This is a genomic window from Streptomyces sp. NPDC001351, from assembly GCF_042896045.1.
Classification (GTDB): domain Bacteria; phylum Actinomycetota; class Actinomycetes; order Streptomycetales; family Streptomycetaceae; genus Streptomyces.
In genome coordinates this window covers 938,862-958,423 of the sequence record NZ_JBIAWS010000001.1, presented here as the reverse complement: position 1 = coordinate 958,423, position 19,562 = coordinate 938,862, and the positions used below count along the sequence as shown (strand labels likewise).

Here is a 19,562-nt window from a genome sequence, read left to right as displayed (position 1 = left end):
CCGGACCAACAGGTCACGACAGCAGGAAGTCCGCCTCCCCCGCCTTGGCGCCCTCGATGAACGCCGTCATCTCGTCGGTGGTGTAGATGAGCGCCGGCCCGTCCGGGTCGGTGGACTGACGGACGGCGATCCGGCCGTCCGCCAGCTTCATCGCCTCCAGGCAGTTGCCGCCGTTGCCGCCGCTCCACGGCTTGAGCCAGCCCTCGCTGCCCAACTCCCGTGCGGGCATGCCGTTGTAGACGCGGCCCCGCGCCTTGATGCGATCCATTCACAGCTCCTTGCGGAGATCCTCGAGGATCTCCTTCGTGCGATGTGCCGTAGCGGCCTGCGCCGCCATGCGGTCCATGACCTCGAGATGGGTGGCCACCTCGGCGCGCGCGTCGAGATAGACGGCGCCGGTCAGGTACTCGCTGTAGACCATGTCCGGCAGTTCTGACATGGCAAATCGGAACAGCACGAAGGGCCCGTACGTACCGGGGTGCGGGCCGCCCGCGAAGGGCGCGACCTGCACGGTCACATTGGACAGCTTCGTGGCCTCGAGCAGTCTGTCGATCTGGGCACGCATCACCTCCGGGCCGCCGACCGGGCGGCGCAGTGCGGTCTCGTCCAGGACGGCCCAGAAGCGCGGCGCATCCTGACGGGTGAGCAGTTCCTGGCGTTGTATGCGCAGGGCGACGTGGCGCTCGATGTCTTCGGGGCTGGTCTGGCCGATCGCGCCCGACCGCAGGACTCCGCGGGCGTAGTCCTCGGTCTGCAGCAGACCGGGGACGAAGTGCGGGTCGTAGGAGCGAATGAGGCTCGCGGCACCCTCGAGGCTGACGTACATGGAGAACCAGCCGGGCAGGATGTCGTGGAACCGCTGCCACCAGCCGGGTCTGTTGGCCTCCTCGGCCAGTTGCACGAAGACCTCGGTCTCCTCCTCGGAGACCCCGTAGGACTTCAGGAGCAGCTGGAGGTACGGGATCTTGAGGGCGACCTCGGCCATCTCCATGCGGCGGACGGTGGCGGGGGCGACCCGGAGGATGCGGGCGGCCTCCTCGCGCTTGAGTCCGGCGTGCTCCCGCAGGTCCAGCAGACGGCGGCCGAGGACGACTTGACCGACCGTCGGCGCGGACCGCGGTTCGCTCACCCTCCACCTCCCGTGGCCGCTCAGAGTCCAAAAAAGCATGCTGACAGCCATACGGCGCCATTCGAAGACCTATTCGGAGATCTGTACCGTTTCGTACGGATCTCCGTCGATCCCAACTGGCGCCGTGTGACGTGCTGTTGCGAGCAGTGTGCCACGGCCTTCCACACCGTCACAGGCACTCTGCAATTTTCAGAGTGACACTTGCCAAGTGTTCACGCCGGGGCGATAGTGGCAAGCGTGATTCCGTCCGCGCCCTTAGGAACAGACGCCACCGAAGGCCGCCCCCACAGCCTCGGTGCACGCCACGCGGGGACCCCTGCCGAGCGCCGGTTCCGCTTCGAGCTGGCCGCGCACCCGGCTTCTCCGGCGCAGGCCAGACGCCTGACGAGGGCCCGGCTGAACGTCTGGTCGGTGTGCGAGGACATCTGCGACACCGCGGCTCTGGTCATCTCCGAGCTGGTCACCAACGCCCTTGTGCACACGGCGAGCAGCCACATCGTCTGCGAGCTGCACGACGGCGACGAACTGGTGCGCATAGCCGTGGGTGACGAGGGCTGCTCCCCGGGTGCGCCCCATGCGTCGCGGGCGCGGCCCGAGGAGGAGCACGGGAGGGGGCTGCTCCTCATCGACGCGCTGTGCGACGCATGGGGCGCCCATGAACACGGTCCGGGGCTGCTGGTCTGGGCGGAGCTTCCGCGCAAGGCCGGCACTCCCCACCATGACTGCGGGCCCTGCACACAGGCCAACGGGCCGTACAACGACCTGGGCTGGGGTGCCCGTCCCAAGCCGGGTCCGGCCGGTGGTTCGGGTGACGAGGACGAGGCGGCCGCACCACGCGGTGGGGACGCACCTCACGGGCAGCACGGGACGGGGGCCGCATGGCGGTGAGCGCTGCGTCCGGCGGCCGGGTGCTGACCCTGGACACGCTGGTCCGCCTCGGGCGCGGGGCGCGCACGCCGGGCACGCCCCGGCGGCTGCCGGTGCCGGACGGCATGACGGCCCCGCTGGGCTGCGACGCCGTGGAGGTGCCCGCCCGCTTCGGCCCGCTGGTGCTGTCCCGGCTGCCGCGCGTGGGGTGCGTGTACGCCGACGCGGCGCACTGGTGGTGGCTCGTCCCGTCCGACTCCGACTACGCACTTCAGTGGCCGACGCCCGCGCAGTACGCCGCCGGGGCGCTAGTTCCGGACGCCCCGGCGGTCCCCGACCTCATCCACCGGCCGGCCGGCACACTCCCCTACACCCCGCCGATCCCGCTGTATCTGGCGCTGTGCCGGGTGACGGGGACGACTCCGACGTGGTCGCGGCCGGCCGTCGCATGACCCGCGTGGTTGCGTAAACATCGCACCCCCGCAGGGCGTACGCCCGCGCGCTCGTCCCGCGGCGCCACGCGCTCTCCCCCGCGGGGTCCGGTCCCGCGATAGTGGCCGTTCGTCGACGTGGATCGGGGGAGGCCGACGGTGGCGGAATCACAGGGGTCGGGCGGGCGGAAGAAGACGCAGAACCCGGGTGGGCGGGGGAAGAAGCGCGGCGAGGGCCCGCCCGAGGTCTCCGAGTCGGAACAGCTGCTCTTCGGCGGGCCGTTGCGCTACGACCTGGGCTGGAACCAGCACCGGGACGCGTTCATGGAGCTGAACTTCCGGGCCATGGTGACGCGGCTGCCGGCCCTGCTGGGCTCCAGTTTCCGGCTCGCCTGGCAGGCCGACCGGCAGGCGGCGCGGATCGTCCTGGCGGCCGAGGCGGGCCGGGGTGTGGCCCAGGCGGTGGGTCTGCTCGCCATGAACAGCGTGCTGGGGCGGCTGATCACCGGCGGTGCGATCGGGGACCGGCTGCGCGACGCCGTACCGGTGCTGGCCGCGATGGCCGCCGTGGCGCTGCTCGGGGCGCTGCTGCGGGGGGCGTCGACGTATGCGACCGGACGCCTCGAACCCAAGGTGGAGCGGGTCGCGACCGAGCTGTATCTGGAGCGGGCGGCGGCCGTGGAGCTGGCCGCGATCGAGGACCACGCCTTCCACAAGCTGCTGGACACCGCGCAGTACGGGGCCGGTTCGGCGCGACGGATGATCTCGTACGCCACACGTGTGGTGAGCGCGCTGATCTCGCTGATCGCGGCGGCGGGCGTGCTGACCGTGCTGCACCCCGTCCTGCTCCCACTGCTGGCGACGATGACGCTGCCGACGGCGTGGAGCGCGCTGACGAACGCCCGGCGGCGCTACGAGTCCTGGCACACCTGGGTGCAGCATGCCCGAGCGGGCTATCTGCTCAGCGGTCTGCTCACCGAACCGGCGGCGGCGCCCGAGATCAGGGTGCACGGGGTCGGTCCCTTCCTGCTGCGGCACTACCGCGCCATGGCGGAGACGGCGGAAGCCGAGCAGGCGCGGCTGGCCCGGCTGGCGGCGCGCACCGGGGTGATCGCGTCGGCCTGGACGGGCCTCGCGAGCGTGGCGACGTACGCGACCCTCGCCGGGCTGCTGCTCGCCGGTGCGATGGCCCTGTCCGTGGCGGGTACGGCGGTGATCGCGATCCGCACGGGCTCGTCCAGCCTGGACAACCTGGTGGTGGCGGTCAACTCGCTGCACGAGGACGCCCTGTTCGTGGGCGATCTGCAGAAGCTGTACGTCGAGGCGGCCGAGCGGGCCATCCCGGTGGGCGGCGACCCGCTGCCCGAGGACCCGCGGGAGATCCGCTTCGAGAACGTCACGTTCAGCTACCCGGGCGAGTCAGCCCGCCCCGCCCTCGACGACGTCACGCTCACCCTGCCGCTCGGCCGGATCGTCGCGCTGGTGGGCGAGAACGGCTCCGGGAAGACCACCCTGGTCAAGCTGCTCGCGGGCCTGTACAAGCCGGACGGCGGACGGATCCTGTGGGACGGCGTCGACGCGGCGAGCGCGGACCGGCACCAGCTCGCCGAGCGGGTCGCGATGGTGGCCCAGGACTTCAAGCGCTGGCCGTTCACGGCCCGCGTCAACGTGGCCATCGGCCGCTCCTCCGTGCCCCTGACCGAGGAGCGCATGACCACCTCGCTCGCCGAGGCCGGCGCGGAGGACGTGGTGGCCGATCTGCCGCGCGGCCTGGACACCCTGCTGGCCCGCCAGTTCAACGGCGGCCACGAGCTGTCCGGCGGCCAGTGGCAGCGGCTCGGCGTGGCACGGGCCGCCTACCGGCGCGGCCGGATCCTGGTCGTGGACGAGCCGACGGCGGCCCTGGACGCGCGGGCCGAGCTGGAGGTCTTCGAGAAGATCCGCGCCCTGGCCTCGGCCGGGCAGACCGTCGTGCTGATCACCCACCGGCTGGCGTCGGTGCGCCACGCGGACCTGGTGCACGTCCTCGACCAGGGCCGCCTCGCGGAGTCCGGCACTCCGGACGAGCTGCTGGCGAGCGGCGGCATCTACGCGGAGCTGTACTCGCTCCAGGCCGAGCAGTACTCGGCGCCGGTCCCGAAGGCCGGATGAGCCAGCGCCGGTGCGGAGCGGTCAGGCGACCGCGTCGGCGGTCGCCTCGCCGCGGACGACCACGAGAAACGTGTCCGTCGCCAGGTCCATGACGACCTCGGCGGCCAGCCCTTCCATGCGCCGCGCATGCGCGAACTCCTCGGCCGGCCACGATCCCCGCGGCCCGCCCGCGGGAAAGCGTTCGAGCACTGTTCGCCCGTTCACCATCCTGCACCTCCAGAAAGCGTCGTACCTGTAGGAGTTAACGCCTTCCAGGGGCCGAACGCCTCGCTCAGTTGCCGGACTGAGACGTAGTTGACACTCGTTCACCGCGGAGTGTGAGGATCCGGTCACTTAGTGAAGATCCCGGCCGGGTTTAGACTACTTTCTGTTTCATTCCTCGCACTCTTCGTGATGCCGCTTTGTATACGTCACCGGGAGCTCGACCAGGCCGCGGGCGCGCAGGGAGCGGCGCCACCGCGGGTCGTCGTCCGCGAGTGCGAGTTCGGGGAAGCGTTCCAGGAGGGCGGCGACGGCGATCTCGGTCTCGGCACGGGCAAGAGGTGCGCCCAGGCAGTAGTGGATGCCATGGCCGAGGGCGAGATGGCCGGAGGCGTCGCGGGTCAGGTCGAGGCGGTCGGGGTCGGGGAAGCGGGCGGGATCGCGGTCGGCGGCGGACGGGGACACCCAGACCGTCTCGCCGGCGGGGACCGTGACCCCGCCGATGGTCATGTCCGCCACGGGGAAACGCCGGATGGCCAGCAGCGCGGGGCCTTCGTAGCGCAGGAACTCCTGGACCGCGGCCGGGAGTCGGGTCAGGTCCTTGCGCAGGGCGGCCAGCTGCTCGGGGTGTTGCAGCAGGGCGAGAACGGCGTTGCCGATGAGCTGCACCGTGTTCTCGTAGCCGGCGAAGAGGATGAGGAAGGCGAGGGACATCAGCTCGTCCTCGCTGAGCCGGTCGCCCTCCTCGCGCACGGCGATCAGGTCGGAGAGCAGGTCGTCGGCGGGCTCGCTGCGCTTGTCCGCGAGGAGCCGGGTGAAGTAGCCGAGCATCGCCACCACCGCCTCCTTGGCGGCCTCGGGTCCGGCGTCCGGGGCCGGGGCGACCAGGGTGTCGGTCCAGATCCGGAAGTCGAGGCGGTGCTGGCCCGGGATGCCGAGGAGGTCGCAGATGACGGTGATGGGCAGCGGCGCGGCGTAGGCGGCGATCAGGTCGGCGGTGCCGTGCGGGCCGAGCGCGTCGAGGAGCCGGTCGGCGGTGCGGCGGATCGGTGTGCGGAGTTGCTCGACGCGGCGCGTGGTGAAGGCGCGGCCGACCAGGCGGCGGACCCGGGTGTGGTCGGGCGGGTCCATGTTGAGGAGATTGGCGTCGAGCGCCGGCGGCAGGGAGAAGCCCTTGTAGGTGCCCGCGGTGGCATGCCGTTTGTCGAGCGAGAGCCGTGGGTCGGCGAGGGCGGCGCGTACGTCGTCGTAGCGGGTGACGAGCCAGGCGGGGGTGCCGTCCGGCCCGGCGATGCGGTGCACGGGCGCGGTCTCGCGCAGCCGCCGGTAGACGTCGTAGGGGTGGTCGAGGAGGCCGTCGGCGGGATCCATGGGGTTCAGGGTATGGGTGGCCGGACTCTCACGAGATCACCTGCCCGACTGCGTTACGCCCTGGGCGAGTTGACCGACGACGTGGAAGACACCCTGGCCGAAGGCAGTGGGTGCGACCAGAATGCCGAACACCAACACGATGGCTACGGTCAGCTTCTCGTCTTTCCGGCTCCGAGCCTCCGTGCGGCGCCCCAGCCGCAGGACGATGATCACAGCGAGCAGCACCGCCACGTCGATCGTGAGCTCCACCGGTCGGCCTCCCGTCAGACGAATTCGTCACGTACGTCCCGGCCTACCTGTGTAGCGTGAAACCACTTGGCGTGACTGCCCGATCACCCGTGGTTGGCGGCAAAACGCTTCTCCTGGACCGATTTCTAGGTCTTGTAATCCTGGATCCGGCGGCAATGACCGCGGTCGAGCAGTGCGGGCATCCGCTCCCCCAACTCCCTTACCACCGCCGGGACATCGAGGGTGAGCAGCTCCCGGTCGCGCATCAGTACCCGTCCGTCGACGATGGTCGTCCGTACGTCGCAGGAGCGGGCGCTGTGCACGAGGGTGGCGGCGAGGTCGTGGACGGGCTGGGTGTGCGGGCCGGTGAGGTCGACGAGGACGATGTCCGCGCGGCGACCGGGGGCGAGGGTGCCGAGGGTGTGGCCGAGGCCGACCGCCCTGGCGCTCTGCAGGGTCGCGTGGTGCAGGGCTTGACGGGCCGTCAGCCAGCGTGGGTCGCCGGTGGTCTGCTTCTGGATGAGGGCGGTGAGCGCCATCGACTCCCACACGTCGAGGGAGTTGTTGGAGGCCGCGCCGTCCGTGGCCAGGCCGACGGGGACCCCGATGTCGTACAGGGCGCGGATCGGAGTGGTGGCGGGCCAGGCGAACTTGAGGTAGCCGCGGGGCGCGGTGGCGACGGCCACGCGGCCGGTGGCGCCTTCGAGCACGGGCAGGTCGCGCTCGGTGATGCCGGTGCCGTGGGCGATGAGGACGTCGGTGTCGAGGATGCCGGTGCGCTGCAGGATCTCGATGGGGGTGGCGCCGTGGCGTTCGAGGCTGACGTCGGTCTGGTCGCGGTTCTCGGCGGCGTGGATGTGGACGGGCAGGCCGTGTGCGCGGGCGAGTTCGGCGGTGGCGGCAAGGTCGGCGTCGTCGACGGTGTACGGCGCGTGCGGGGCGAGCGCGGTGGTGATGCGGCCGCCGGCGCCACCCCGGTGTCGTAGCGCGAACTCCAGGGACCTCTCCCGGCCTTGGGGTCCCTGGGAGGAGAAGTACGCCTCTCCCAGATGGGCCCGGATCCCGCACTCCTCGACCACGGCGGCGACCGCGTCCATGGCGAAGTAGTGGTCGGCGAAACAGGTGACGCCGCCGCGGATCATCTCGGCGCAGGCGAGCCGCGCCCCCAACTCCACGTCCTTCTCGGTGAGGTTGGACTCGACGGGCCAGACGACGTCGTTGAACCACTCCTCGGTGGGCAGGTCCTCGGCGACACCGCGCAGCGTGACCATCGGCGCGTGGGTGTGTCAGTTGATCAGGCCGGGCATCGCGACCTGGCCGCGTCCGTCGATGCGCTCGGCGGCGGCGAGGTGCTGCACCTCAGAGGCAGCCGTCACCGCCTCGACGACCCCGTCCCGTACGACGACGGCGGCGTCCTCCTCGAACCCGACCCGTTCCTGATCGTCATGCACGAGGACGGTGCAGCCGGTGATGACGAGGTCGGCGGGAGAGTCGGTCATCCCGCCAACGTACGGCGCCGTGGTCGGCCGGTGTGAGCCGATGCGCGCATCCGGTCCCGTCCGGTCGCGGAAACGGCCGGTCTCGGGGACCCTGTCCTCACCACAGCTCGCCGCACGGCTTCTGGAAGGGGCCCGGCATGCTTCTCGGCACCTGGAACCTGGAGAACCTGTACCGGCCCGGCGGCCCCTTCGGGCCCAAGGACAAGGCCGCCTACGAGACGAAGCTCGCCTCTCTCGCCGCCGTGATCACGGAGCTCGACCCGGCGCTGCTCGGCGTGCAGGAGGTCGGCGAGCCCGAGGCGCTGGACGACCTGGTCGGCATGCTGGACGGCGACTGGCATGTCGCGCTGTCCGGGCATCCGGACGGCCGGGGCATCCGGGTCGGCTTCCTCAGCCGTACGGCGGTGGAGGTGGTGGCCGACACGAACGCGTTCCCGGCGAAGCTGCGGCCGGTGCAGGAGGACGACTCCGGTGCGCCGGTGTCGTCGGCGGGGCGCGGCTTCCTGGCGGTCGAGGTCGCGACGGACTTCGGTCCGCTGCGGGTGGCCGTGGCCCACCTCAAGTCGAAGCTGCTGACCTATCCGGGGAACCGTTTCTTCCCCCATGACGAGGGCGAACGGGCCCGTTACGGCGCCTACGCCCTCTACCGGCGCGCCGCCGAGGCGACCACCCTGCGCGCGCTGGCCGACACCCTGCTGGCCGGGGACGGCCGTGACCGGGACGTCGCCGTGCTGGGCGACCTGAACGACGAGGTGCAGGCCGCGACCACGCAGATCCTGCTCGGCCCGCCCGGCTCCGAGATCGGCACACCGGGCTACGACCATCCCGACCAGGGCGATGCGCAGCGGCTGTGGGACGTGGCCCCGCTGATCCCCGCCGAGCAGCGCTATTCCCGCATCAACTCCGGGCGCCGCGAACTGATCGACCACATCCTGGTCAGCCACCGCCTGGTCCTGCGGGTGACGGCGGCGGGGACGGGCCTGCCCGGCGACGGGACGCTGCGGCTGCCGTCGGTGGGGCCGGATCCGGCGGACCGGCGGGAGCAGCCCGGGTCGGACCATGCGCCGGTGTGGGTGCGGGTCGGGCAGTGATCCGCTCGGCGGGGCGCACCCGGGTGGCACGCCCCGCCGCCGGGCTCGCTAGCGGTCCAGATGGGCGACGAGCAGGTTCGGGTCCTGCTGGGTGAAGTAGGCGGCGCTGTTGACGTAGAGCGTGCAGCCGCGCACCGCCACGGAGGTGGGGTTGGACAGCCCGTCCGCCTGGGTGAGGACGACGGAGTGGGTGCCGTCCGGGCGTACCTCGACGAGCTCGCTGACGCCGATCAGGGCGGCGAGCACGGTGTCGTCGTGCGGTCCGGGGAAGGCGAAGTCGTCGACGTTGGTGAGCCCGGTCGCCCGGGTCTCGACCGCGCCCGCGGAGCCGTTCGGCCGTACGGGAATGCGCAGCAGCGTGCCCCGGTCGCTGTTGGACACCCAGACGGCTCCGCCGTGGACCTTGACCCCGTTGGCGCCGAAGCCGGCGCCCGTGACCGGGACCGGGTCGAGGGCGGAGTCCTCGGCCCACACGGTCGGTGTGCCCCCGGCCTGCGGAATCCGCCACACGATGCCCTGCGCCGAGTCGGCGGCGTAGAGCACGCCGTGGCGCTCGTCGAGGGCGAGGCCGTTGGGCAGGGCGGTCGTCGGCAGCTGCGCGATCTGCCGGGGTGCGCTGCCGTCGGGGTCGATGCGCCAGACGCCGGTCTTGTCGGTGCCCGTGGCGTAGTCGACGTAGAGGGTGCCGTCGTGGGCGCGGGCGATGCCGAAGACGGTCGCGGCCTTCAGCACGGGGGTGTTCGGGTTCGGCTCGTCGGGCAGGGTCGCACGGATCGTGGTGTTCCCGTCCCGGGTGACGTGGGCGACCTGCCGGGCGGAGGCGAAGGTCAGATCGGCGGAGCCGTCGGGTTCGACGGTGATGTTCTCCGGCGTCTGCCCTGCGGCGAGGTCGAAGTGGGCGAGGATGCGGGGCTGGGACACGGATGGTTCGTCCGCGGACGCGGGAGCGGTCGCGAGCACCGCCAGCGCGACGGCGGCCGTGGTGGTACCGACCAGGTGCGGGAGTCTGTGCGGGAACCTCTGCTGGAACATGAACCTCTCCTGGGACTGGGCACGAAGGCACACGAAGGCACCAGTGTGCGTCGCGGGACAGGAACTGTCGTACGAATTTCCGTGCGCCGCCCGGGAGTTCACCAGGCGGGTGCTACACGGCGAGGGGAAGCTCGGGCAGGCGCAGCCCCGTCCGTTCGCGTCCGTCCTTGAACTGGCCGAGCAGCTCGGCGAGTTGTTCCCGCTGGCGGGCGGACAGACGTCCTGAGTCGTCGAGCTGCACGGCACAGGCGGTGGTCGTGTCGACGAGCCGTTCGAGGATGGCGACGACCTCGTCCGCGCCCTCCGAGTGCCGGGCGAGTGCCGGGAGTTCGGCGGCCGCGAGGCCGATGGCGGTGTGGGCTTCGGCGAGTGTGCGGTAGGCCTCGCGGCGGAGGGTCCAGCGGGTGGCTCGGGAGTCGGCGCCGGCCAGGGGGTCGCGGGCCTCACCCAGAACATGTGCGAGGTACGCGTGCGCGGCGCTGCCCGCCGCGACAAGCCGGGCCTGCACCGTCCCGCCCCGCTGCCCCGGCATCGGCAGATGCCCGACGATGAGGACGATCGCGCAGGCCAGCAGGGTCTCACCGATCCGGCCTGCGGAGGCCTGCGGCTCCCCGCCGACCATCACCAGGGCGAGTACGAGCACGGTGACGACGGCGGTCTGCGCGGCGAAGTGCCGGGTGGCGACGGGGATGAGGGCCCCGCTGACGGCCACGAGCGCGATGAGCCCTTCGGGCCGGGGCAGTACGGCGGCGAACCCGGCGAAGACCAGAGCACCGAACACGGTCCCGGCCGCCCGGCACAGCACCCGCGAGACCAGCGGCCCGAGGTCGGGCTTGACGAGGAAGACGGCGGTGGCGGGCAGCCAGTACCAGTGCGCGTGCTGCCCGTACCAGCGGGCGTGGTGCAGGGCCTGCGCCACGGCCGCGCTGGCCCCGAAGCACAGGGCGACCCGCAGCCCGTACTCCCGCCCGCCGGCCCCGAATGCGAGACGGAACAGGTCCTTGGCCGTACGCCGCCGGGTGTGCAGGTCGCCCCCTTCGCCCTGGTCGAAGGCGTCGGCGGCATGGAGCAGGGCGTCGTCGAGGGCGCGCAGGGCGGCGGCCGAGCGGTGGGGTGCGGGCAGCGGCCCGGTGTGCGAGTTCTCCCGTACGGCGGCCGCGAGCCGTCGTGGCCCTTCGGATGCCCGCCCGGGGACGGCCTCCCCGGCCCAGGCGAGCGCGGTGGCGGCCTCGGCGAGCGGGAGGGCGGCGGCGTACTGCGCGTGCAGCCGTCGCTCCGCGGCGGAGGAGGCGTAACGCCGAAGCCGGGGGCCGGCGAGGGCGTCCTGCGCATGGTCGAGCGCGGCGGTCAGCGCGGCCCGGCGCGCGATGCCGTCCTCGGACCCCGCCGCCTCGAGCAGATCGGCGACGGCGTCGTACACGGCCGCTACGGCATCCCGTTCCCCGTCGAACCGGAAGTCACCGGCGGTGGCGCCGGGGGTGGGCAGCAGCAGCCGCAGGGCGAGCAGCCACCCGGCGCCCGTGAGAAAGGCCAGGGCACGCAGCCACCCCGCCTCCGGGACCGGCATCCCTGCACCGATGGCGGAGGCGACGAGCAACTGCGTCCCGGCACCGGAGGCGACGGGCCCGATGGCGCTGATGCCTCCGGCGATCAGCCCGGTGCCGGTGAGCAGGAGGGTGAGCACGACCGCTCCGGCATGCGCCCCGGCATACGTCCCGACGAGCAGCCCACCGGCCCCCGCGAGCGCGGGCACGCCGAGCCGCCTGACCGAGGCGCGACGGCTGCCGGGCCGGTCGTTGATCCCGGCGAGCATGGCCGCGATGGCGGCGACGACACCGAGGGAGGTGCGGCCGAGGAGGACGGCGGCGAGGAGAAGCGGCCCGGCGGCAAGAGCACCGCGCACGACGGCGCTCCAGGGGATGGGACCGCGCTGGGCGCGGAGGGCGTGGGCGAGCCAGGGCGGGAGTGCGAGGTGACGGGTGTGCGAGCCGGTGCGGGCGGCGGGGCGGGACACGGGGGGCTGGGCTCCTGTCCGGACGAGGGCGGGGTGTGCCTTCGGGCGACGGTGGCCGAGTTGCGGGGTGTGGTGTCCACGGTAGGTCGCGTTCCTGGAGCGAACGGGACGATTGTGTTTCCGGGGTGTGACGGTTGGCCGGGAGGGCGCGTTCTTTATGAACGCAATTCCCCGATGAAAGCAGGCGGACCCGGGGGCGTAGCCTGCCCCCGGGCCCTGGGATGCCGTCCATGTTCACACGCCGGCACGCTTGAGAACCCAGATCAGTCGTTATGTCGTCGCGTCCTGCCTTTGGACCACCGCACATCGAGCTGTGCGGACTGGACTTGAACCAGCATTTCGACGCGCTGGGGCCTGGGCCCGGTCGATCCGGCGATCGACGGCGAATGCTGAGTCTGGAGCGAGAGTCTGAGTTTGATCGCGGTCTGCCTCTGCCAATTGGGCTACCGCGGCACGGGAATCACTGCAATTGCTCTTGATGCCGCGGGGAGGACTCGAACCTCCACTGGAACCGCGCAGTCACGACAAGCTTCAGCTTCAGCTTGCGCTCCTCGCGCACCCCGGCCGCGAAGGACCGGGGAGTCTCAAAGGCTACCCGAACAGGTAGCCGAACACGGCGTCACCGACCCGCTGGTCGACGACGTCGGTGCCGTTCGCCTCTTCCCGCGCGAACTTCACTGCCTGCTGCAACTTCTCGACGCGGTCGAGGAGTTCATTGACCCGGCGGGCGGGAAGGGCACCGGAGAACTTCACGGTGGTCCAGTACCCGACGGGAATGTCCTCGTAGTAGACCTCGACCTGAGCGGGATGCTTCTCGGTCGCCTCGGCCTTGACGTGGTTGCGCGGCACCTTCTTGGTCCGCAGCGTCCGTACCGGCTCCGTCTTCCAGGCATCCGTGGACGGATCCCGCACCCATGACTCGGAGGCGTCGAGAACGGGCAGCTTCCGTACGAAGGTGTTGAGATCGACGAGCTGCTTCTCGAGAAAGAGCAGATAGGAGACGGGAACGTCCGCCGCAAGCACCCGTCCGTCCACCTTCACATCGGCACGGGCGGTGCAGTTGGCCCAGTCCTTCGTGGCGGTCACGTCGAACAGCCGGGTCAGGGTCGCCGCGGTCTCCCGCAGCACGTCCTCGGCCTGCACCTGCACTCGTGTCGACTCGGGCGGCAATTGCTCGCCCTCCTCGTCCTTAGGCTGGTACGTACGCGAGATGCCGGCCAGCAAAGCGGGCTTCTGCAGCCCGTGATGAGCGGCCGTCAGGTCCTGGTGCGCCTTGGACTTGATGCCCTTCTCCACTGCGATGATCTGATTGAGTTTCGCCACGTCCGGGACGGTAGCAGCGACAACTGCGCAATCTCGAAGGATTATTCGCCGCCGATCAAGGGTTGCATTGCGGAAGAGAAGAGAGCCTCCGCTTCATCGATCACCTGCACCAACGTCTCCGGGTCCGGGCCCAGTTGCTCAAGTACCGCGTCAATCCCCCGCAGTCCGGCCCGCTCCAGCAACCGCTTCTCATTCGTCACCCACTCCCCGCGTGCCGCCAGCACCGCGTGCCCGGTCTGTACGGCGGCCGTGGCGACGGTTCCGGCAACCTCGGTGAGGCGACCGTGGGGGGCGTGGTTGGCCTTCGCGTAGGCGAGCGTGACATGGGCGGTGCCCCGCCAGCGCTGGGCGGCGGAGGCCCGCAGCTTCTCCGGATACACGGCCGGCCGGGGCGCCTCGCCCCGAAGCACCCGGTTGACCGCCAGTTCTGCAACGACCAGATAGCTCGGGATCCCGGCGAGATGGAACATCAACGGCTCCACCCGGAACCGCCCTTCCTCCGCCTCCGCCAACTCGTGCTCGACGACGTCGAGATCCCGGTAGTGGACGTCGACGCGACGGCCGTCGATCGTCAGCCACGCACCTCCGTTGAAGACACCCCCGCCCCAACCGCCGACCTCCGAGACCTCACCCTCCCAGCCGAGGGCGCGCAGATCGTCCGGGTCGAACGGCCCGCGGTAGTAGACGGCCAGGTCCCAGTCGCTGTCCGGCCGGTGCGTGCCCTGGGCGCGGGAACCGCCGAGGGCGACGGCCCGGACAGCGGGAAGGGCGGCGAGGCGGTCGGCGACGGTGTCGAGGAACTTCTGATCGTCTCTGGTCGGCTCCACCATGCCGGTCATCCTGCCAGGGCGTGACCGACACCACCTCATCCACGGCGGCAGCGGCCGCAGCGCCTACGGCACGCTCACCTTGTACGACGACGACCGTCCCGAGGGGAACAGCATGCAGGCCGAAGACGGACAGGTACTGGCGCAGTTGGAGCAGGCTCTCCAGCCCTCCGGCCCCATCCCGCCGGGTGACAACTGGGCCGCGGCCCCCGATCTGCTGCTGTACCTCGTGGAGCAGATACGCGCGCGGCGCCCCGCACTCATCGTCGAACTCGGCAGCGGCACCTCGACGTTGTGGCTTGCGACGGCCCTGCGCACCTTCGGCATACCGGGCCGTGTGGTGAGCCTGGAACACGATCCCGGCTATCACGAGCAGACCGCGCAGGGGCTCGACCGCCTGGATCTCGGTGACTTCGCCGAGGTACGGCTTGCTCCGCTGCAGCAGTTCACCCTCCAGGGCGAGACCTGGCCCTGGTACGCCGAAGCGGCCTGGCGCGACCTGAGGGGGTGCGGCCTGCTGTTCGTGGACGGCCCTCCCGGCTGGTCCGCGCCCCTCGCCCGCTACCCGGCCGTACCCCTGCTCGCCGACGCCCTCACGCCCGGAGCCGCGGTCCTCCTCGACGACCACGATCGCGCCGATGAGCAGGCCATAGTCGCCCGCTGGCGCCGGCAGCACCCCACCTGGACCCTCGAACGCCTCGCGCACCGGAAGGGAACGGCGGTGCTGCACGTCCCGGACACGGAACCGAGTGGCCGGCCCTCGGAAATGGTTTGAGCGAGGCCGAGCACCGCTGCTACGTTCCTGATGGACCGTGAAGTCGTCGTATGGAGGTGAGCCCCGTGAACACAGTTACCCGTGGGTGCTCCCTCAACCCGTCACGGTCCGGCGGCTGACGTTCGGTGTCGCCAGGAGCGCCTGAGATCGAGGCACTCCTGGAGGGAGACTCCGATGAACACAAAGCCTTTCACATCCGGCCCGGGCGAGAACGCGGTGGTGATCACGCGCGTCGCGGACCGGCAATGGCATGCACTGGACGACGACCTGGTGGTCGGTCGCGGGCATGCGCAGCACCGGCCCGACGGACGCTTGTTCGTCAGCATCGACGCCTGGCACGACGCCACCTTCGACCGGCTCGCCGAGGCGATGCTGGCCGCGCTTCCGGCGCCGCTGTACACGGTCGTGGACGAAGCCGACGTGGAGCTGACGGCCGGCTGGCGGCGGGCCGGTTTCACGGTCCGGCGCCGCGAGTGGGAGTACATCATGCCGACCGACCCGCAGGTCACAGGGCTCGAAGCGGTCCTGCCGCCCGCGGGGGTGACGATCGTGCCCGCCGGTCAGGCGGACGAGGGCTTGCTGCGGGCGGTGGACCGCGCGATCCGTGCCGAGGTCGAGGCGACCGTCGGGTGGCGGTCGATGCCCGCGGAGGTCATCCCCCGCCCGGTTGACGACACCATCGTCGACCCGTCGAAGTACGCGGTGGCGGCGGCGCCGGACCGCTACCTGGGTCTGGTCCGGGTGGTGACGGTGATCCGGCCGCGCATCGGGCTGATCGCGGTCCGGGCCGGTGAACAGCGCCGTGGCATCGCGCGTGCGCTGCTCGCCCACGCGCTGGGGACGCTGCACCGCTCCGGGTTCGCCACGGCCTGGACCGAAGTCCAGGAGTCCAACCGAGCGGCCTCGGCGCTGTTCGAGGGCATCGGCGCCCGGCCGGCGAGCAGCAACCTGGAGCTGGTGCGATGACGAAGAACAAGAACGTCATCGAAGTCGAGGGCAAGGTCGTCGAGTGCCTGCGCAGCGCCATGTTCACCGTGGAACTCGAGAACGGCCACCAGGTGCTCGCGCACATCAGCGGCAAGATCCGCAAGAACTACATCAAGATCATGCTGGAGGACCGGGTGCTGGTGGAGCTGCCGCCGTACGACCTGACACGCGGCCGGATCGTGTTCCGGTACCGGAACTAGCGGCGATCGCCGCCTTCCACGGGGGCTGATCCTGGTGTCCCGGTCACGGCGTTTCCGTGACCGGGACACCGATAACGGCTCGCACGGCCGAAACCTGGCCCCGGAGGGAAATTCGGATGCGCTCCCAGCGGCCGGACCGGACCATCGGTGAGTTGTCCGTCGCCCACTCCGGGAGCCGCCCCATGATCCGCCGCGTCACCGTCCCGTCCCTCTTCCCGCCGCCCGTCTACTCCCACGCCTCCGTGGTGGAGGCCGGTACGAAACTCGCCTTCCTGGCCGGTTCCGTCCCCCTCGACGCCGAAGGAAAGCTCGTCGGCGACGGAGACCCCGTACGGCAGGCCGAGCAGGTGCTGGCCAATCTTGAGGAGCAACTGCACGCGGTCGGCAGCGACTTGGCGCATGTCGTGGCCACCGACGTGTACGTCGTCAGCAGTGAGACCGCCGTGCTCTCCGCCGTCTGGGACGTCGTCGAGGCGTCCGGGCTCAGTGCCGGGCCGCACTCGTCGACGCTGATCGGCGTGGCGTGTCTGGGGTACACGGGGCAGCTGGTGGAGATTACAGCCACCGCCGTAGTTCCCGAGGTTTCCCACGTTTCGTAAGGGGTCGCATGTTGATCGAGCATCGCGGGCGGCGTCCCGTCGTCCCCGATTCCGCGTACGTCGCCCCGACGGCCGTCCTGTGCGGTGCCGTGACCCTCGGCGAGCGGGCCAGGGTGCTGCACGGAGCCGTGCTCACCGCCGAGGACGGGGAGGTCCGCGTCGGCTCGGACGTCGTCGTCATGGAGAACGCGCTGGTGCGCGGGCGGGCCGGGCACCCCGCCTTCATCGGTGACGCCGTGCTCGTCGGACCGCAGGCCCATGTCAACGGCGCGACCATCGAGGACGAGGTGTTCGTCGCGACCGGGGCCTCCGTCTTCCCGGGGGCCGTCGCGGGCGCCGGCTGCGAGTTGCGGATCAACAGCGTGCTGCACGTCAACTCGGTGCTGCCGCCCGGCACCGTGGTACCCATCGGCTGGATCGCGGCCGGGACGCCCACCGCTCGGCTCTTCGCGCCCGGCGAGCACGACGAACTATGGGCGGTGCAGCAGGAGTTGGACTTCCCCGGCACGCTCTACGGCGTCCCGCGCGGCACCTCCATGCGGGACATCATGGCGCGCCAGGTCGACTACTACGGCGCCCATCACCACGACCTCACCCTCAACGACTGACGGGATCGCACGTGCCTTCCGAAGCCTCTCCCATGACTCTCCGCCGAGCTGTCTCGGCCCCTGACGCAGCCGCCGCGGCCGACGTCTGGCTGACGTCCTTCGCCGCCGCCCTGCCCACGGTCGTCAGTCCCCGCTCCGCCGACGAGGTGCACGGCTATTTCCGGGACGTCCTCGTACCCCTGCGCGAGACCTGGGTCGCGGACGCCGGAGCGGAGGGCGGCATCGTCGGCGTGATGGTGCTCCACGACGACGAGCTCTCCCAGCTGTATCTGCGTCCCGACTGGCGCGGGCGCGGCATCGGTGACCGTTTCGTAGCGCTCGCCAAGGAGCGCAGTCCCGGCGGGCTCAGCCTGTGGACCTTCCAGGTCAACAAGCCGGCCCACCGGTTCTACGAGCGGCACGGCTTCGTCGCCGTCGAGTACACGGACGGCAGCGGGAACGAGGAGCAGGAGCCGGACGTGCAGTATGTGTGGCGCCCCTGAACGCCCCTGATTGCCTTGGTGCTCAGGGCTTCCCAGGCCCGTGGTCCCGGTACGCCCAGGCCGCCGCCTGCGCCGCGAGCCCGACCACGTCCACCTCTGCGGTGTCGCCGTCCAGGTGCCGGTACTCCACCGCCGTAAGGATCACGACTCGTTCCCGCAGGCCCAGGTGGTCGTGGAAGCCGGAGGCGAGGATGTCGGCGGCGGCCTCGCCCGCGGGGACACCGGCCGCGTGACGGGCGTGGACGAGGGCTTCCAGCTCCCGCAGATAGGTGACGTACCCGCGGACGTCCTCGACGCTCATCACCGGCCCGTGGCCGGGAATCACCACCTCGGGGTCCAGGCCGAGGATCGTCTCGCAGGCCGCGGCGACCCGGGCGAGCGGGCCGTCCCAGTGGACGGGGTGGTCCTCGGCGAACAGGACGTCCCCCGCACACACGACCCGTCGGCGGGGCAGGTGCACTATGAGGTCACCGGCCGAGTGCGCGGGACCCACCTCGATCAGCTCGGCCTCGATGTCGCCCACCGTCAGGGCATACCGGCCGGAGAAGGTGGTGGTGGGCGCGACGGCCTCCACGCCCTCGTACGTATAACGGCCGAAGTGCTCGCGCGCGTACCAGCCCAGCGGCTGGTCGGCGGGTGTCTGGTGGATGAGGAAGTGCATCTGCTGCGGGGAGGGTTCGCGGCAGAGGTGCTCCGCGCTCGCCTTCGTGGCGATGATCTCGGCGCCCGGGAAGCAGCCGTTCCCGAACGTGTGGTCGCCGTTGACGTGCGTGTTGACGATCGTCGTCACGGCTGCCGCGCCCGCGGGCAGGACCGGGGCGGCCGCGGCGAGCAGGGCCTCGGTCATCGGCTGGTCGTAGGGGGTGTCGACCAGGGCGGCCTGCTCGCCGGAGGTGATGAGCAGGCAGTTCGCGAAGCCCCAGGTGCCCGCGTGGCCCGGGGACCACAGGTGGAGTCCGTCGGCGACCGGGACGAGTCCGTCGGGAAGGTTCATGGCGCTCATTGTCGGGGACGGTGACCGGGGGTTGTGCGGGCGGGTGCGCCCCACGTCCGCCTCTTCGGCACCGGTTTCGCGTAGCTGCCCGCCCGGCTGGTCGTCAGTTCCAACGCCACCAGCGACTCCGCCAGTTTGACGGCCGCCGTGACCCCGTCCACCACCGGCAGCCCGAGCTTCTCCCCCACCATCCGCTGCAGCCCGGTCATCCCGGCGCAACCGAGCACGAGGACCTCGGCCCCGGCCTCCCGTGCCCGTTCGGCAGCCGTCAGGAAGGCGGCCTCCGTGCGGTCCGCGTCGGCCAGGTCGAGGACTCCCAGGCCGGTCCCGACGACGGCGGCGCAGTTGCGCCCCACCCCGGCCAGTTCGAGGCTGTCCTCGATCTGCCCGCACGACCGCTCCAGCGTCGTCACGACCCCGTACCGGCGCCCCAGCAGGCAGGCCAGATGGGCCGCGGCCTCCGTGATGTCGACGACCGGTACGTCGACCAACTCCCGTACGCCTTCCCGCCCGTGCTCCCCGAAGCCGGCCATCACGACGGCGTCGTACGACGGGCCCTCGTAGGTGCGCAGCAGGTCGATGACGGCCGTGGCCGACAGATAGCTGTCGAGCCAGCCCTCCGCCGACTCCGGGCCCCACGCGGGCGTCAGACCGAGCACGGTGGTGCCCGGGCCTGCGGCGGCCCGGGCACCTCGTACGATCTCCTCGGTCATCTCCTGCGTGGTGTTGCAGTTGGTGACGACGATCCGCACG

At 71.3% G+C, this 19,562-nt stretch carries 21 protein-coding genes and 1 pseudogene; 10 read left to right on the top strand and 12 right to left on the bottom strand.

Going from position 1 to position 19,562, the window contains the following annotated elements; genetic code table 11:
• Positions 1 to 13: 13 nt before the first annotated feature.
• Together ACFY1U_RS04395 and ACFY1U_RS04390 are read right to left on the bottom strand one after the other, a co-directional pair.
• Complete coding sequence (locus tag ACFY1U_RS04395; RefSeq protein WP_351469421.1) at positions 14 to 268, bottom strand: DUF397 domain-containing protein; 255 nt, start codon at positions 266 to 268, stop codon at positions 14 to 16.
• Positions 269 to 1,129: a helix-turn-helix domain-containing protein gene (locus tag ACFY1U_RS04390; protein ID WP_390692619.1), complete on the bottom strand. Its 861-nt coding sequence runs from the start codon at positions 1,127 to 1,129 to the stop codon at positions 269 to 271. It lies immediately after the preceding gene.
• 228 nt (positions 1,130 to 1,357) lie between these two features.
• On the opposite strand from ACFY1U_RS04390, the gene ACFY1U_RS04385 reads away from it, so the two are divergent.
• From ACFY1U_RS04385 to ACFY1U_RS04375, 3 genes are all read left to right on the top strand, one after another.
• The gene (locus ACFY1U_RS04385) at positions 1,358 to 2,017 is read left to right on the top strand and encodes an ATP-binding protein (protein ID WP_390692618.1); all 660 of its coding nucleotides are present in this window, start codon (positions 1,358 to 1,360) and stop codon (positions 2,015 to 2,017) included.
• Positions 2,008 to 2,448, top strand: a complete 441-nt coding sequence (locus tag ACFY1U_RS04380; protein WP_390692617.1) for a hypothetical protein — start codon at positions 2,008 to 2,010, stop codon at positions 2,446 to 2,448. The genes ACFY1U_RS04385 and ACFY1U_RS04380 overlap by 10 nt, the downstream gene beginning before the upstream one ends.
• Before the next feature lie 273 nt (positions 2,449 to 2,721).
• Positions 2,722 to 4,578: an ABC transporter ATP-binding protein gene (locus tag ACFY1U_RS04375; protein WP_390692844.1), complete on the top strand. Its 1,857-nt coding sequence runs from the start codon at positions 2,722 to 2,724 to the stop codon at positions 4,576 to 4,578.
• Positions 4,579 to 4,599: 21 nt separating this feature from the next.
• Here the strand turns inward: ACFY1U_RS04375 and ACFY1U_RS04370 are convergent, their stop codons facing one another.
• The 4 genes and pseudogenes from ACFY1U_RS04370 to ACFY1U_RS04355 form a co-directional block, all read right to left on the bottom strand.
• Complete coding sequence (locus ACFY1U_RS04370) at positions 4,600 to 4,785, bottom strand: hypothetical protein (RefSeq protein ID WP_344403929.1); 186 nt, start codon at positions 4,783 to 4,785, stop codon at positions 4,600 to 4,602.
• Positions 4,786 to 4,950: 165 nt separating this feature from the next.
• Positions 4,951 to 6,150, bottom strand: a complete 1,200-nt coding sequence (locus ACFY1U_RS04365; RefSeq protein WP_390692616.1) for a cytochrome P450 — start codon at positions 6,148 to 6,150, stop codon at positions 4,951 to 4,953.
• Positions 6,151 to 6,186: 36 nt separating this feature from the next.
• Positions 6,187 to 6,399 carry a hypothetical protein gene (locus tag ACFY1U_RS04360; RefSeq protein WP_390692614.1) on the bottom strand — a complete coding sequence of 71 codons (213 nt, stop codon included), beginning with the start codon at positions 6,397 to 6,399 and terminating at the stop codon, positions 6,187 to 6,189.
• Positions 6,400 to 6,524: 125 nt separating this feature from the next.
• Positions 6,525 to 7,877: pseudogene (locus ACFY1U_RS04355) on the bottom strand (amidohydrolase).
• 137 nt (positions 7,878 to 8,014) lie between these two features.
• On the opposite strand from ACFY1U_RS04355, the gene ACFY1U_RS04350 reads away from it, so the two are divergent.
• Positions 8,015 to 8,968: an endonuclease/exonuclease/phosphatase family protein gene (locus ACFY1U_RS04350; RefSeq protein WP_390692613.1), complete on the top strand. Its 954-nt coding sequence runs from the start codon at positions 8,015 to 8,017 to the stop codon at positions 8,966 to 8,968.
• 48 nt (positions 8,969 to 9,016) lie between these two features.
• On the opposite strand, the gene ACFY1U_RS04345 is transcribed toward ACFY1U_RS04350, so the two are convergent.
• The 4 genes from ACFY1U_RS04345 to ACFY1U_RS04330 form a co-directional block, all read right to left on the bottom strand.
• Positions 9,017 to 10,000 (bottom strand): SMP-30/gluconolactonase/LRE family protein, encoded by a 984-nt coding sequence (locus tag ACFY1U_RS04345; protein WP_390692612.1) that lies wholly within the window; start codon positions 9,998 to 10,000, stop codon positions 9,017 to 9,019.
• 112 nt (positions 10,001 to 10,112) lie between these two features.
• Positions 10,113 to 12,014: an FUSC family protein gene (locus tag ACFY1U_RS04340; RefSeq protein ID WP_390692611.1), complete on the bottom strand. Its 1,902-nt coding sequence runs from the start codon at positions 12,012 to 12,014 to the stop codon at positions 10,113 to 10,115.
• Between the two features lie 591 nt (positions 12,015 to 12,605).
• Entirely contained in the window at positions 12,606 to 13,337 is a 732-nt protein-coding gene (locus ACFY1U_RS04335; RefSeq protein WP_390692610.1) for a hypothetical protein, read from the bottom strand.
• A gap of 41 nt (positions 13,338 to 13,378) precedes the next feature.
• On the bottom strand, positions 13,379 to 14,167 hold the full coding sequence (locus ACFY1U_RS04330; protein ID WP_390692609.1) for a nucleotidyltransferase domain-containing protein: 789 nt from the start codon (positions 14,165 to 14,167) through the stop codon (positions 13,379 to 13,381).
• Here ACFY1U_RS04330 and ACFY1U_RS04325 point away from each other — a divergent pair.
• The 6 genes from ACFY1U_RS04325 (at position 14,166) to ACFY1U_RS04300 (ending at position 17,815) form a co-directional block, all read left to right on the top strand.
• Positions 14,166 to 14,939 carry a class I SAM-dependent methyltransferase gene (locus ACFY1U_RS04325; protein WP_390692608.1) on the top strand — a complete coding sequence of 258 codons (774 nt, stop codon included), beginning with the start codon at positions 14,166 to 14,168 and terminating at the stop codon, positions 14,937 to 14,939. The genes ACFY1U_RS04330 and ACFY1U_RS04325 overlap by 2 nt on opposite strands.
• 174 nt (positions 14,940 to 15,113) lie before the next feature.
• Positions 15,114 to 15,905 (top strand): GNAT family N-acetyltransferase, encoded by a 792-nt coding sequence (locus ACFY1U_RS04320; protein WP_390692607.1) that lies wholly within the window; start codon positions 15,114 to 15,116, stop codon positions 15,903 to 15,905.
• Entirely contained in the window at positions 15,902 to 16,126 is a 225-nt protein-coding gene (gene infA, locus ACFY1U_RS04315) for a translation initiation factor IF-1 (RefSeq protein WP_010981942.1), read from the top strand. The genes ACFY1U_RS04320 and infA overlap by 4 nt, the downstream gene beginning before the upstream one ends.
• Positions 16,127 to 16,308: 182 nt before the next feature.
• Positions 16,309 to 16,725, top strand: coding sequence for a RidA family protein (locus ACFY1U_RS04310; RefSeq protein ID WP_390692843.1), 417 nt, complete (start codon positions 16,309 to 16,311; stop codon positions 16,723 to 16,725).
• Positions 16,726 to 16,733: 8 nt separating this feature from the next.
• Complete coding sequence (locus ACFY1U_RS04305) at positions 16,734 to 17,333, top strand: gamma carbonic anhydrase family protein (protein ID WP_390692606.1); 600 nt, start codon at positions 16,734 to 16,736, stop codon at positions 17,331 to 17,333.
• A 32-nt stretch (positions 17,334 to 17,365) separates the two neighbouring features.
• Positions 17,366 to 17,815 (top strand): GNAT family N-acetyltransferase, encoded by a 450-nt coding sequence (locus ACFY1U_RS04300; RefSeq protein ID WP_390692605.1) that lies wholly within the window; start codon positions 17,366 to 17,368, stop codon positions 17,813 to 17,815.
• 22 nt (positions 17,816 to 17,837) lie between these two features.
• Here ACFY1U_RS04300 and ACFY1U_RS04295 read toward each other — a convergent pair whose 3' ends face one another.
• Positions 17,838 to 18,809, bottom strand: a complete 972-nt coding sequence (locus ACFY1U_RS04295) for an MBL fold metallo-hydrolase (protein WP_390692604.1) — start codon at positions 18,807 to 18,809, stop codon at positions 17,838 to 17,840.
• A 5-nt stretch (positions 18,810 to 18,814) separates the two neighbouring features.
• Positions 18,815 to 19,561, bottom strand: a complete 747-nt coding sequence (locus ACFY1U_RS04290; RefSeq protein ID WP_390692603.1) for an aspartate/glutamate racemase family protein — start codon at positions 19,559 to 19,561, stop codon at positions 18,815 to 18,817.
• Position 19,562: the final 1 nt, after the last annotated feature.